Here is a 12,975-nt window from a genome sequence, read left to right on the forward strand (position 1 = left end):
CATGCACGCACTGCAGGGCGTTCGAGTTCTCGACCTGGGCACCTACCTCGCGGGGCCGTTCTGCGCCACGGTGCTGGGCGAGTTCGGCGCGGACATCATCAAGGTCGAGCGCCCCGGCGCTGGGGACAACCTGCGCCGCTTCGGCACCGACACGGACTGTGGCGACACCCTGGTCTGGCTCAGCGAGAGCCGCAACAAGCGGTCGGTGACCCTCAACCTCGGCGATCCCCGTGGCCTCGAGATCCTCCGGGAGCTCATCGCCACCGCCGACATCGTGATCGAGAACTTCCGCCCCGGCGTCCTCGAGCGCTGGGGGCTCGGCCCCGAGGTGATCCAGGAGCTGAACCCGCGCGCGATCCTGCTGCGGGTCTCCGCCTACGGCCAGTCGGGGCCCAACCGGGACCTCCCCGGCTTCGCCCGGATCGCCCACGCCTTCTCCGGGCTCGCCTACCTGGCCGGCGAGCCGGGCGGGACACCCGTCACCCCGGGCTCGACCTCGCTGGCCGACTACATGACGGGGCTGTACGGCGTCATCGGCGTGCTGATGGCCCTGCGCGCCCGGGAGAGCACCGGGAAGGGCCAGGTCGTCGACCTGGCCCTGTACGAGACGATCTTCCGTGCGCTCGACGAGATCGCGCCCGCCTACCAGCAGTTCGGCTTCGTCCGCGAGCGGATGGGCGCGGACACCGTCAACGTGCTCCCGCACAGCCACTACCGGACCAAGGACGACCGCTGGATCGCGATTGCCTGCTCGAACGACGACATGTTCGCCCGGCTGGCCCGGGCTATGGAACGCCCCGAGCTGGCCGACGAGGACGAACTGGGCCCGAAGGCGAAACGCCTGGCCGCCCGGGACCTGGTCAACGAGCTGGTCGGCGGGTGGGTCGGGTCGCTGCCGTGCGACGAGGTGCTGGCCCGGTGCAAGCAGGCCCAGGTTCCGGCCGGGCAGCTCTACTCCATCGCCGACATCTTCGACGATCCGCAGTACAAGCACCGCGAGACCATTACCGTCGAGGAATCCCGGATCGGCCCGCTGGCAGTGCCTGGAGTGATCCCGGCACTCTCCGAAACCCCGGGTGAGATCCGCTGGTTGGGGCCGGAGCTCGGCGCGCACACCGACGACGTCCTCACTGAACTACTGAACCGCACCCCGGAGGACATCGCGCGGCTGCGCGCCGACGGAGTGATCTGACACCAGACGTCGAAGCCCCGGCACAGCGTGAGCTCGCCGGCGGTGGGAACGAAACCATCCCGCGAGAGGGGTTGAAGCCGATGGCCATCCAGGAAAAACTTGCGACCGGTAGAGGCAAGTACACACCGGGGTACCCGAACCTCGACACCGGGCCGGTCGACTACGAGGACTCGATCTCCGAAGAGTTCTTCCAGGCCGAGCGCGAGGCGATCTTCAAGCGGACCTGGCTGAAGGTCGGCCGGATGGAGCAGCTGCCCCGCAACGGCACGTTCTTCACCCGCGAGTTCGTCGGCCTGGGGTCGATCGTGATCACCCGGCACACCGACGGCGAGGTGTACGCGCTGCACAACATCTGCGCGCACCGCGGCAACAAGGTCGTCTGGCAGGAGCACCCGACCAACGAGACCCAGGGCAGCGCCCGGCAGTTCGCCTGCAAGTACCACGGCTGGCGCTACGGCCTCGACGGCAAGTGCACCTACGTCACCAAGCGGAACGAGTTCTTCGAGTCGCTGCCCGACGACGAGCTCGCCATGCCGCAGCTGCGCTGCGAGGTCTTCGCCGGGTTCATCTTCGTGAACTTCAGCCAGGACGCTCCGCCGCTGCGCCAGTTCCTCGGTGAGAAGCTGGCCACCGAGCTGGAGAGCTGGCCGTTCGAGAAGTTCACCAACCACTGGTCCTTCCGGACGAAGGTCAAGGGCAACTGGAAGATCGGCATCGACGCGCTGCTGGAGTGGTACCACCCGGCGTACGTCCACGGGCGGTTCCTCAACACCAACGTGGCCGAGGCGGAGAAGCTCGTCCCGCCGATGGACTCCTACCATTACGACCTGTTCACCCCGCACATGCTGACCTCGGTGCCCGGCCCGCCGCTGCTGAAGAAGAAGCAGGGCTCGGTCGGCCCGGCCAAGCGGGACATGAACTGGGCCTACCGGCTGTTCCGCGCCGGCCTGTTCGGCCCGGACGACGTCCGCGAGGACCTCGGCCACCTCACCCCGGACCGCAACCCCGGCAACGTCCAGTCCTGGAGCAACGACCAGTACTGGCTGTTCCCGAACCTGTCGGTCCAGCTCTGGGGCCGCGGGTACTACATCACCTACCAGTACATCCCGGAGACGGTGGGCACCCACGCCTACGAGGTCGACATCTACTTCCCGGAACCGAAGACCGCCTCCGAGCGCCTCGCCCAGGAGCTCGTCGTCGACAGCACCATCGAGTTCGCGATGCAGGACACGAACACGGTGGAGGCGACCTGGTCGCAGCTCAACAACCGCGCGCTGCAGACGTTCCACCTGTCCGACATGGAGCTGATGATCCGTCAGTTCCACAAGGTTGTCCGGGACGCCGTCGCGGCGCACCAGGCCGGCAGCGAGAAGTAGAGGAACCCCTCGACATGACCACCACTGTGGACACATCCCTGCCCGAGCGGTTCCGCGCCCTCGAGCCGTGGGTCGCCGACTGGAACCTGGCGACCCGGGTCGAGCGTTACGAGAAGCGGCTGTCGAAGACCATCGACGAGCTGCAGGACTTCTACGACGCGATCGCGCCGCTCGCCGAGGAGGCCATCGCCTACCTCGACACGCGCGACGTGAACGCCCTGTCCGACGAGGACACCCGGCTGCTGCGCCTGCTCTACTCGATGATCATGGTGTCGTACCCGGTGAACATCTTCAAGCAGCCCCGGATCCCGGACTCCGGCGCGGCTTTCTTCGACACCGCCGTCGAACCGGCCCTCTGAGAAGGCGACCTGCCATGGGTACCACCACCAGGAAGATCACTCCGAACACCGGCACGGAGTTCAGCGGGCTGAAGGGTACGCAGCTCGTCGACAAGGGCGTCGCCGACGACGCCCTGGCAGCCCTGGAGGAGACCGGGGTCGTCGTCTTCAGCGAGGCTGACATCGACGACGAGAGCCTGGTCGCCTTCGCCCGGCTGCTCGGCAACGTCCTGCCGCTCCCGATGGGCAGCCACAAGATCAAGGAAATCCAGCGGATCACCCGCGACGCGTCGCAGAGCAAGCTGGCGGCGTACCGCGAGGCCACGTTCTACTGGCACATCGACGGGACCACCGGCGAGGTGCCGGACAAGGCCACGCTGCTCACGGCACGGCGGATCTCGGGCGACCCGGAGGGCGACACCGAGTTCGCCAACACCTACGCCGCGTACGAGGCGCTGTCCGACGAGGAGAAGGCGCAGCTGGAGGGCGTGCGGGCCCTGCACAGCTTCACCGCCTCCCAGCTCGTGGCCAACCCGAACCCCTCACCCGAGGAGCGGGCGGCCTGGGATCGCAACCCGACCCGGGAGCAGCCGATCGTGTGGACCCGGCGCAACGGCCGCAAGTCGCTGCTGGTCGGCTCGACCGCGGGCGAGGTCGTCGGCCTGCCCGCGGACGAGGGGCGCGCCCTGCTCGACCGCCTGCTGGACTGGGCGACCCAGCCGCAGTTCGTCCTCCGGCACCGCTGGACCCAGGGCGATCTCGTGATCTGGGACAACACCGGGATGCTGCACCGTGCCCTCCCCTACGGACCGTCATCGAGCCGGTTGATGCACCGTGCATCGCTGGCCGGTGAGGAAGCGGTCGCGTAATTCTGTTTGTGCGGAGTTCGCGCCCGTGGATCGCTGACTAGGCGGTTCACGGGCGCTCGCGCCGTCGACCGATCATTAGCGACGCAGCTAGCAGAGGGAGGTTCGGCAACGTGACCGAACGGAAGACGGCCGTAGTCACCGGCGGCGGGTCGGGCATCGGGCGGGCGATCAGCCTGCGACTGGCCAAGGACGGCTTCGCCACCGCCGTGCTCGACATCAACACCGAAAGCGCCGAGCAGGTAGCCAAGGAAGCCCGCGAGCTAGGGTACGAGGCCGCCGCGTTCGGCGGTGTCGACGTCTCCGACCGTGCGCAGGTGGACGCGGCGATCGACCGCATCCGCGCCACGTTCGGCCCCGTCCTCGTGCTCGTGAACAACGCCGGTCTCACCGGCACCCTGGGTTTCCAGAAGATCACGGACGAGCTCTGGGACCGGATGATCGCCGTCAATCTCAGCGGCCCGTTCTACCTGACCCAGGCCGTCCTCCCGGACATGATCGACGCTCACTGGGGCCGGATCGTCAACATCTCGTCGTCGAGCGCGCACTCCGGCCAGCAGTACATGGTCCACTACGTGTCGACGAAGGCCGGCCTCATCGGCTTCACCAAGTCGCTGGCCCTGGAGTACGGCCCCAAGGGCATCACGGTCAACACGATCCCGCCGGGATTCGTCGACACCCCGATGCTGCGCGACGTCGAGGCGAAGGGCTTCATCGGCGGCTCGATCGCCGACCACGCCGAGCGCACCCCGGTGCGGCGCGCCGGCAAGCCCGAGGACATCGCCGCGGCCGCCTCCTTCCTCATCTCCGAGGAGGCCGGGTACATCACCGGTCAGATCATCGGTGTCAACGGTGGACGCAACACCTGAGGTGACCCTGGCCGCGGGCTGACCACCGCGGCCTGCTCGTCCACTTGTCGCGGACGGGGGGAGCCGACCCGGTTCCCGTCCGCCCGCGGACAAGTGAGCGCGGCGCCCGCTCGGCGGCTGCCTGGCGGCGCGCCCCGCGGGCGGCTCAGTCCTCGATGAGGCTGTCCAGGGCCTTCGGCTCGAACGTGTAGTGACAGCGCCACTCGACGATCTTCCCCTCGTCGTCGACCCGGATCGAGTCGGCGCCCGTGCGCACCTGGCCGTCGGAGAAGTGGCAGGAGTACACGAAGATGACGGTCTGCGTGCTGACGTAGGCGGCGTCGACCGAATAGCGGATGTCCGGTACCCGGCGCATCGAGTCCGCGATGTAATCCCGGAACGGGGCGTAGCCCTCGATCGTCACCTTGCGCGGGTCACCGGTCAGCCGCGGCACGAAAGGCGAGCTGAAAACGACGTCCTGGGCGACGGCCCCCATCACCACATCCACGTCGTACCCGTTGAATCCGTCCTCCCAGTGCCGCTGTAAAGTCGTCACTATCCCGTCGTCGAGCATCCGGACTCCCCTTCGCCGTGCATCTGCGGCATGCCGCGCTCAGGCTGCGGCACGCCGCCGGTGAAATGACGCCCGCGGCGGGCGCCGGAAAAAACCGCCGAACGGCGCGGCGAGCCCAGGGGACCCACCGCGTTCGTCAGCGGTCTCGGTAGTGCTCCTCGTTCTGCCGCTGGCCGTGCTGTCGCCGGCCGTGCTGTCGCCGGCCGTGCTAGGCGGGAACGCCGATGCCCATGAGCTGGGCGAGGTTGCCACCCATGATCTTGCGGACGAGCTCCTCCGGCAGGTGCGACAGCTCGTCGATGTAACTCACCGGGTTGGCCAGGCCCTCCGGGTGCGGGTAGTCCGAGCCGAACAGCACGTGGTCCTCGCCGAGGAGTTGGGCCAGTTCGCCGAGGTCCTCCTCCCAGAACGGGCTCACGTAGATGTTCCGCTTGAGCACGTCGACCGGGTTTTCCAGGAAGTCGTGCGGCATCTTCTTGTAGAGGTTCTTCATGGACTTGAGCAGCGGCTCGACCCAGCTCATACCGTTCTCGACGATGGCGATCTTCAGCCCCGGGAAACGGGACAGCGCACCGTGGCACACCAGCGCCGAGACGGCGTCCTCGACCGGGCGCCAGGCCTGCAGCATGCGGAAGGTGTTCGGCTGGAAGGGGAGCATCTCGGTGGTCGCGCCCATCCACTCACTCGTGTAACGGGCGTAGCCGCTGTCCGAGGAGTGCATCGCGACCAGGATGCCGGCCTCCTGCACCCGCGCCCAGAACGGGTCGAACTCGGGCAGGCCGAACGAGCGAGGGCCGCGGAGCCCGGGCACCGGCGCCGGACGGATCAGCACGACCTTGGCGCCCCGCTCGAGGACCCACTCCAGTTCCTCGATCGCCTTGTCCACGAACGGCAGGGTGATCACCGGAGTCGTGAAAATCCGGTCCAGCCCCTCGTAGTTGAACTGCCAGGTCTCGTACAACCACTCGTTGAGGGAGTGGATGACCGCGTGGATCAGGTCCGGGTCGTCCCGCATCCGCTCCTCGATGAGGCTGGCCAGCGTCGGGAACATCAGTGTGCGGTCGAGGCCCTGCTCGTCCATTTTCGCAAGCCGGGCGGCGGGCTCGCGCCACGCGTCGATGCACTTCACCGGCTTGCCGAAGATCTCCCGGCGGGACAGCCCCTCGGGGTTCCCCTTCCGGTAGTAGTCCTCCTGCGCACCGGGCCGGGCCACGACCTCGAACGTGGGGTTCGGGATGTACTCGCTCACCTGGCCCCGGACCATAATCTTCGTGCGCCCGTTGAGCTCGACGTAGTCGACCGCCCCCTTGTACCGGGCGGGCAGGTACTTCGTCAGCGCCTCCTTCGTCTCATACAGATGGTTGTCCGCGTCGAACACCGAGATACCGGCGTGAGCCACGGGCCCTCCCTTGCTTGTCTGCGATGGACGTCCCTATCCTCCCTACACTTCGGTGGTCCGCGACGCCAGCAGATCGCGACGGCGGACCGAGCAGCGTCGGGAGCGCCACCGTGCAAGGTGACGGTAGGGTCAGATGCTGGGAAATCGTGGCACTCTCGCCACGTCGATCTCCGCACCGAGCCGAAGGCAGGTCGCAGATGGATGCCCTCCCGACGGCACCCGAGCCCCTCGGTATCGAGGCCGGGGCGCTTGACCGCTGGTTCGGTGAACATGCGGCGGGCGCGGTGCCGCCGCTGCGCTACGACCGGGTCACCGGCGGCCACTCGTGCCTCACCTACCTCGTCAGCGACGCCGGTCACCAGCGGTATGTGCTGCGCCGGCCGCCGGTCGGCGCGCTGCTCGCGACCGCCCACGACGTCACCCGCGAGGCGCGGATCCTGGCCGCGCTCGCCGGCTCCGGCGTGCCGGTGCCGCGCGTACTCGGCGTCTGCGACGACCCGGAGGTGACCGGCGCGCCCTTCTACGTGATGGCCTACGTGGACGGGCTCGTGCTGCGCACCGCGGCCGACTCCGAGGCCCTCCTCCCCTCCCCGCAGGCCCGCCGCCGCGCCGGGTACGCGCTCGTCGACACCCTCGCCGCACTGCACGCCGTCGACGTCGACACGGTCGGCCTCGGCGCCCTGTCCCGGCGGGACGGCTTTCTCGACCGGCAGCTCAGGCGCTGGTCGGCGCAGTGGGCGGCCTGCGAGCTCGGGGACATGGGCGGCATGGCCGCGCTGCACGACTGGCTCGTCGCCCACCGGCCCGCCGAGTCCACGGCGCGCCTCGTGCACGGCGACTTCCGGCTCGGCAACGCGCTCCTCGGCCCCGACGGGGACGTCCTGGCCCTGCTGGACTGGGAGCTGTGCACTCTGGGCGACCCGCTCGCCGACGTCGCCTACCTGCTGCGCACCTGGTCGACGCCGGACGCGCGGGCGAGCCAGGAGCGGCTGCCGTCCGCGCTGCCAGGGTTCCCCACGACGGACGAGCTGGCCGCCCGCTACGCGCGGCAGTCCGGCCGCTCGATCGCGGAGCTCGACTACTGGATGGCGTTCACCGCCTGGCGGGCCGCCGCCATCCTGGCCGGCGTGTACCGGCGCTACCTCGACGGGAAGATGGGCACACCGCCCGACGATCTACCCACGTTCGCGACCGAGGTCGAGGCACGCGTCCGGCAGGGCCTGTCCTTCACTCGGAGGGCCTAGCCTGCCGAGCGGCGTGGCCCACCAGGTGCCGTCGCCGCTCGGTCAGGCGCGTCGTCACAGCTCGGCGGCCTCGTGTTCGAGGCGGTCGGCGAAGGCGGCGAAGGCCTGTTCCCGCAGGGTGGGCAGGTGACCGGACGGGAAGAGCGTCTCGACCGGGGTGTACTGCCGGAGCACCTGACGCGCCAGCGTGACCTTGTGGACCTCAGTGGGGCCGTCGGCGATGCCGAGCGCCTCCGCGGTCACCATCATGCTCACGAACGGCATCTCGTTGGACACCCCGAGCGACCCGTGGATGCGCAGGGCCCGCTGGGCGACGTCGTGCAGGACGCGGGGCAGCATCACCTTGACCGCGGAGATGTCCTTGCGGACCTTCCGGTAGTCCTTGTGCTTGTCGATGAGCCAGGCGGTGCGCAGCACCAGCAGCCGGAAGCACTCGATGTCAATCCAGCTGTCAGCGACCTTCTCCTGAGTCATCTGCAGCGACGCGAGCGGCCCCGTCCGGGTCTGGCGGGAGACGGCCCGCTCGCAGAGCAGGTCGAAGGCGTGGCGGGCCAGGGCCACCGTCCGCATCGCGTGGTGCACCCGCCCGCCGCCCAGGCGGGTCTGCGCGATCGCGAACGCGTCGCCCTCCCCGCCGAGCAGGTGATCGGCCGGCACCCGGACGTCGGTGTAGCGGACATAGCCGTGGTCATGCCGGACGCCCCCCAACGAGCCCTGTTCCGGGGGCTCGGTGGCGACGCCGGGGTTGCGCACGATCGTGATCCCGGGCGTCTCGGCCGGCACGATGAACATCGACATGCCCTTGTAGGCGTCCACGTCGGGGTTCGAGACGGCCATGACGATGAAGAAGCTGGCGTGCCGGGCGTTCGTCGAGAACCATTTCTCACCGTTGATCACCCAGTCGCCGCCGTCGCGCACGGCGCGGACGGTGAACAGGGTCGGGTCGGCACCGCCGCGCGGCTCGGTCATCGAGTAGCAGGACGCGATGTCGCCCTCGAGCAGCGGCTCCAGATACCTGGCCTTCTGCTCCGGCGTACCGAAGTGGGCCAGGATCTCGGCGTTCCCGGAGTCGGGGGCCTGGCAGCCGAAGATCGACGGCGCCCACCGGGAGCGGCCCAGGATCTCGTTGAGAAGGGCGAGCCGCACCTGGCCGTAGCCCTGACCGCCCAGTTCGGGCCCGAGATGGCAGGCCCACAGGCCGCGTGCCTTCACCTCCTCCTTGAGCGGCCGGACGATCGCCTGCGCCCGGGAGTCCCGCTTGTCGAACGGGTTGTCGAGGACGAAGTCCAGCGGCTCGACGACGTCCCGGACGAAGGTGTCGACCCAGTCGAGCTGCTCCTGGTAGGCCGGGTCGGTCTCGAACTCCCACACAGTCGGTCTCGCTCTCGTTCCAGGGCCGCACCCGCGCGGCGCGGGTCGGCATCGATGACGGCCGGACTCCGTGACGGCCGGACTCCGTGAAGCGACGATCTCCGCATACGATCAGGGGCGGTACGATCAAGAACAATCGGCATTGCCATGGATTCAACATTCATCCGCTGCGTTCGCGCGAAAACTTTCATCCCCGACGACGCCGGGGGCAAGCACACCCGGCCCGCCGGGTCAAGGCTCCGGAATGACCGTACCCGGCATTCTGCCCGGCCATTGGTTGATTCGCCCCGAACAAGAATGTAGCTTGCAGGGGCTGGGGACGAGGAGATGCGATCTCGGGGCGCCACGGCGGTGGCCGCGGCGCCCGGCAGCACATCGTCGAGGGTCACGCACCGGGGCCGGCCTCCGACAACATCGCTACCCGGATCATCGATTGGACGTATGACGTGTACGACATGCCGGAGGAGATCGAGGTCCGCGCGGACGGGCCGCTGAGGATCATCACGCTGAACCGGCCCGACGATCTCAACGCGGTCAACCACCCCCTGCACGTCGGGCTGGCGAAGCTCTGGCCGCAGCTGAACGAGGACCGCTCGGCGCGGGCTGCCGTGCTCACCGGGGCCGGCCGGGCGTTCTCCGCAGGAGGCGACTTCGCCTACCTCGACGAGCTGTTCAAGGACAAGGAGCTGCGCGCCCTGTCCATCGCGCACGGGCGCGAGATCGTCCTCGGCATGGTTCGCTGCCGGATTCCCGTGGTCGCCGCGGTGAACGGCCCGGCCGTCGGTCTCGGTTGCAGCCTGGTCGCGCTGAGCGACATCGTCTACATGGCGGAGAAGGCCTTCCTCGCGGACCCGCACATCCAGGTCGGCCTGGTGGCCGCCGACGGCGGGCCGCTGACCTGGCCCCTGCACACCAGCATGCACCTGGCCAAGGAGTACGCGTTCACCAGCGCGCGCATCTCCGCCGAGCGGGCCATCCAGATGGGGCTGGCCAACCACATCGCCGCCGATCCGGTGGCCGAGGCGCTGGCGTGCGCGAAGCGCATCGCCGAGCTGCCGCAGCAGGCGGTGGAGACCACCAAGCGGCTGCTCAACCTGCACGTCGAGCGCGCCGTGATCGCCTCGCTCGACTTCGCGACAACCGCGGAGGAGGCGTCGTTCCAGACCGATGACTTCGCCTCCATCGTCGAGCGGCTCTCCGCGAAGCAGAAGCAGAAGAGCTGAGGGGACGGCGGTCCCGGGCGGCATGCCCAAGACCGCCCCGGCTTCTCCGGAACCGGTCGGCCAGGACCCGGGCGCTCGAAGCGCCCGGGTCCTTCTGATTTCCACGGAAATCCGCGTGGTTCCGCTCCTCGCGGGATTCTCGAGAGTTTCGGTTCCGACAGGATTCTTTCCCTGGCTCACCATTCACCGCTACCGCAGGTGGTCACCCGGTCGTCGTCATCGACAAATTGGCACCGGGTCCTGGCCGCTCCTGGCTCCTCGCTCCTCGCTCCTTCCGGATTCCGGTCTCGGGTCTCGGGTCTCGGGCTCCGACTTCGGTTCTCAGGTCAGCGTCAGAGGTTGACCAGGCGTGGGGCGTGGTTGTTCTGGCGGATGTGGGCGCCGGCCTGGCGGGTGAGGTCGCGGGTGCTGCCGAGGAGGCCGTCGAGGGTGAGGGTGCGGCGGAGGTGGTGGTGGAAGTCGTGTTCGGCGGTGAAGCCGATGCCGGCGAGGACCTGTTGGCAGTGGCGGGCGGCGTCGAGGGCGGCTTTGCCGGCGGCGGCCTTGGCGAGCAGGGCGGTGAGCGTGATGTCGCCGGTGGTGGTGCCCGTTCCCGTGGTTGCGCCCGCGTCGGTGCCCGTGGTTGCCGCGGTGGTGGTGGCGGTGTGGAGGGTGGCTTCGGCGCCGTCGAGGGCGACGAGGGTTTCGGCGAGGCGGTGGCGGACGGCCTGGAAGGAGGCGATGGGCCGGCCGAACTGGGTGCGGGCGAGGGCGTGTTCGCGGGTGAGGGCGAGCATGGTGCGGCCGGTGCCCAGGAGCCACCAGCCCAGGGCTCGTTGTCCGGCGGCGAGGGGCAGGTTCGGGTCGCCGGTGCTGGTGGTGTGTAGCGGGAGCGCGGGGTCGATCACGCTGCCGGGCTGACTGAGGCCGGTGCGTTCCCAGGTGAGCCAGGTGCCGCCGGTGTAGGGCAGGGGGAGGGTGCCGCCGAGGGGTTGTCCGGTGGCGTGCAGGAGGACGTCGTTGAGGATGGGGGCGTGTGCGCCGGTTTCGCCGAGGAGGGTGAACACGACGGGGATGGCGGTGTCGGGTTCCTCGGTGAGGAGTTCGGGCCAGCCGAGGTCGGTGAGGGCGGTGTCGAGGGCGGCGCCGGTGGTGCCGGTCATGGCCTTGCGGAAGGTCTCGGTGAGGAGTTCGCGTTCGGCGGCGTCCATGGTTATTCCTTGCCGAGGTCGAGGAGTCGGCGGGCGATGATGTTCCGCTGGATCTCGGCGGTTCCGCCGTAGATGGTGGCGGCGCGGGAGTAGAGGTACTCGGAGCGCCAGCGGGTGTCGGTGAGTTCGATGGTGCCGGGGAGCAGGTCGCGGGCGGTGTCGTACAGGCGTTGCTCGGCGGTGGCGAGCAGCACCTTGTCGATCGACGTCTCCGGCCCGAGGTGGGCGCCTTCACCGAGGTGGCGCTGGGTGGCGTGCGAGCGGCAGCGGATGGTGTGCAGCGCCAGGTAGGCCGCACCCAGATCCGCGTCCGCCTGATCACCCGGCGCGGTCGTCTCGGTCACCAGCCGGTCGAGCCGGGTGAACAGGTGGGCGACCCGGTGCCAGAAGCAGGTGGAGCGCTCGTGCGGGAGCAGGTCCATCGCCATCTGCCAGCCGTCGCCGGGCTTTCCGAGCATGCGGTCGCCGGGGACGACCACGTCGTCGAAGAAGACCTCAGCGAACTCCTCGACACCGTGCATCATTTTCAGCGGACGGACGGTGATGCCGGGGGTGTCCATGTCAACGAAGAACGCCGTGATCCCGCCGTGGCCCGGTGCGGTGCGGGTGAGCAGCACGCAGCGCTCGGAGTACTGGGCCAGGCTCGTCCAGACCTTCTGCCCGTTGACCACCCAGTCGTCCCCACGGGGCTCCGCCCGGGTGGACAGCGACGCCAGGTCACTGCCCGACCCCGGCTCGGAGAACCCCTGGCACCAGCTCTCGGTACCGGACAGCAGCAGCGGCACCATCTCGGCCGCCAGCGCCGGCGACGCATAGGAGATCATGGTCGGGACAAGTACCTCGACCATCGAGTAGATGCCCGGTTCGGCCAGACCGCGGCTGGCCACCTCCTCGCCAAGTACGGCGCGCAGCACCGCCGGGCCACCGAGGCCACCCACCTCGGCGGGCCAGCCGTGACGCATCCAGCCCGCGTCGTACAGGGCGCGACGCACCCGCGCGAGCTGAGCCACCTGCCCGTCAAGGGAATGGTCGGGTCCTGGGGTCAGGTCGTTCTCGGCAAGCCACGCCTGGAGATCCGACCGGAAGTCCGCGACGTCCATCTCACGCGACCTCGGCGCGGAACACGGCAGCTACCGTTACGGGCTGTCGGTCTGCGAACTCGGCAGGTATCGGCATCGCGGTCCTCCCTGACCCGGCGGCGGAGGACCCGGCGCGGACGGCGGAGCGTCCGACGCACCAGCCATCGGCGGCCGGCAGGGCTCCTGCACACCACCCGACTCCTGGCCGCCCACCCCATTCGATTCTCACTGGATGAGAAGAAGATTCTTTTCGGTGAGAGGAAGCTATCACCACA

At 69.1% G+C, this 12,975-nt stretch carries 12 protein-coding genes; 7 read left to right on the forward strand and 5 right to left on the reverse strand.

Annotation, left to right across the window (positions count from 1 at the left end; translation table 11 throughout):
* Window position 1: 1 nt before the first annotated feature.
* From FRANEAN1_RS34520 to fabG, 5 genes are all read left to right on the forward strand, one after another.
* Window positions 2-1,192, forward strand: a complete 1,191-nt coding sequence (locus FRANEAN1_RS34520; protein WP_020464313.1) for a CoA transferase — start codon at window positions 2-4, stop codon at window positions 1,190-1,192.
* 80 nt (window positions 1,193-1,272) lie between these two features.
* A complete protein-coding gene (locus FRANEAN1_RS34525; RefSeq protein ID WP_020464314.1) occupies window positions 1,273-2,568 on the forward strand; it encodes an aromatic ring-hydroxylating dioxygenase subunit alpha in 1,296 nt (431 codons plus the stop codon).
* A 14-nt stretch (window positions 2,569-2,582) separates the two neighbouring features.
* Complete coding sequence (locus FRANEAN1_RS34530; RefSeq protein WP_020464315.1) at window positions 2,583-2,927, forward strand: hypothetical protein; 345 nt, start codon at window positions 2,583-2,585, stop codon at window positions 2,925-2,927.
* Window positions 2,928-2,941: 14 nt separating this feature from the next.
* Window positions 2,942-3,775 (forward strand): TauD/TfdA family dioxygenase, encoded by an 834-nt coding sequence (locus FRANEAN1_RS34535; protein WP_020464316.1) that lies wholly within the window; start codon window positions 2,942-2,944, stop codon window positions 3,773-3,775.
* 110 nt (window positions 3,776-3,885) lie between these two features.
* Window positions 3,886-4,641 carry a 3-oxoacyl-ACP reductase FabG gene (gene fabG, locus FRANEAN1_RS34540; protein ID WP_020464317.1) on the forward strand — a complete coding sequence of 252 codons (756 nt, stop codon included), beginning with the start codon at window positions 3,886-3,888 and terminating at the stop codon, window positions 4,639-4,641.
* 145 nt (window positions 4,642-4,786) lie between these two features.
* Here the strand turns inward: fabG and FRANEAN1_RS34545 are convergent, their stop codons facing one another.
* Together FRANEAN1_RS34545 and FRANEAN1_RS34550 are read right to left on the reverse strand one after the other, a co-directional pair.
* Window positions 4,787-5,194 carry a nuclear transport factor 2 family protein gene (locus FRANEAN1_RS34545; RefSeq protein WP_020464318.1) on the reverse strand — a complete coding sequence of 136 codons (408 nt, stop codon included), beginning with the start codon at window positions 5,192-5,194 and terminating at the stop codon, window positions 4,787-4,789.
* A 208-nt stretch (window positions 5,195-5,402) separates the two neighbouring features.
* Window positions 5,403-6,593 carry an amidohydrolase family protein gene (locus tag FRANEAN1_RS34550; RefSeq protein WP_020464319.1) on the reverse strand — a complete coding sequence of 397 codons (1,191 nt, stop codon included), beginning with the start codon at window positions 6,591-6,593 and terminating at the stop codon, window positions 5,403-5,405.
* Window positions 6,594-6,790: 197 nt separating this feature from the next.
* Between FRANEAN1_RS34550 and FRANEAN1_RS34555 the strand changes: the two genes are divergently transcribed.
* Complete coding sequence (locus FRANEAN1_RS34555) at window positions 6,791-7,837, forward strand: phosphotransferase family protein (RefSeq protein ID WP_020464320.1); 1,047 nt, start codon at window positions 6,791-6,793, stop codon at window positions 7,835-7,837.
* A gap of 54 nt (window positions 7,838-7,891) precedes the next feature.
* Here the strand turns inward: FRANEAN1_RS34555 and FRANEAN1_RS34560 are convergent, their stop codons facing one another.
* Window positions 7,892-9,208, reverse strand: a complete 1,317-nt coding sequence (locus FRANEAN1_RS34560; protein ID WP_020464321.1) for an acyl-CoA dehydrogenase family protein — start codon at window positions 9,206-9,208, stop codon at window positions 7,892-7,894.
* A gap of 446 nt (window positions 9,209-9,654) precedes the next feature.
* Here FRANEAN1_RS34560 and FRANEAN1_RS34565 point away from each other — a divergent pair, with 446 nt between their 5' ends.
* On the forward strand, window positions 9,655-10,431 hold the full coding sequence (locus FRANEAN1_RS34565; RefSeq protein WP_020464322.1) for an enoyl-CoA hydratase/isomerase family protein: 777 nt from the start codon (window positions 9,655-9,657) through the stop codon (window positions 10,429-10,431).
* 332 nt (window positions 10,432-10,763) lie between these two features.
* On the opposite strand, the gene FRANEAN1_RS34570 is transcribed toward FRANEAN1_RS34565, so the two are convergent.
* Both FRANEAN1_RS34570 and FRANEAN1_RS34575 read right to left on the reverse strand, forming a co-directional pair.
* Entirely contained in the window at window positions 10,764-11,621 is an 858-nt protein-coding gene (locus FRANEAN1_RS34570; RefSeq protein ID WP_020464323.1) for an acyl-CoA dehydrogenase family protein, read from the reverse strand.
* 2 nt (window positions 11,622-11,623) lie between these two features.
* Window positions 11,624-12,721, reverse strand: coding sequence for an acyl-CoA dehydrogenase family protein (locus FRANEAN1_RS34575; protein WP_020464324.1), 1,098 nt, complete (start codon window positions 12,719-12,721; stop codon window positions 11,624-11,626).
* Window positions 12,722-12,975 lie beyond the last annotated feature (254 nt).

Source organism: Parafrankia sp. EAN1pec, assembly GCF_000018005.1.
Taxonomy (GTDB): domain Bacteria; phylum Actinomycetota; class Actinomycetes; order Frankiales; family Frankiaceae; genus Parafrankia; species Parafrankia soli.

What these genes read in the sequence shown, in the direction of transcription:
- FRANEAN1_RS34520 (WP_020464313.1), top strand. Translation starts at nt 2, where the DNA reads ATGCACGCACTGCAGGGCGTTCGAGTTCTCGACCTGGGCACCTACCTC.
- FRANEAN1_RS34525 (WP_020464314.1), top strand. Translation starts at nt 1,273, where the DNA reads ATGGCCATCCAGGAAAAACTTGCGACCGGTAGAGGCAAGTACACACCG.
- FRANEAN1_RS34530 (WP_020464315.1), top strand. Translation starts at nt 2,583, where the DNA reads ATGACCACCACTGTGGACACATCCCTGCCCGAGCGGTTCCGCGCCCTC.
- FRANEAN1_RS34535 (WP_020464316.1), top strand. Translation starts at nt 2,942, where the DNA reads ATGGGTACCACCACCAGGAAGATCACTCCGAACACCGGCACGGAGTTC.
- FRANEAN1_RS34545 (WP_020464318.1), bottom strand. Translation starts at nt 5,194, where the DNA reads ATGCTCGACGACGGGATAGTGACGACTTTACAGCGGCACTGGGAGGAC.
- FRANEAN1_RS34555 (WP_020464320.1), top strand. Translation starts at nt 6,791, where the DNA reads ATGGATGCCCTCCCGACGGCACCCGAGCCCCTCGGTATCGAGGCCGGG.
- FRANEAN1_RS34570 (WP_020464323.1), bottom strand. Translation starts at nt 11,621, where the DNA reads ATGGACGCCGCCGAACGCGAACTCCTCACCGAGACCTTCCGCAAGGCC.
- FRANEAN1_RS34575 (WP_020464324.1), bottom strand. Translation starts at nt 12,721, where the DNA reads ATGGACGTCGCGGACTTCCGGTCGGATCTCCAGGCGTGGCTTGCCGAG.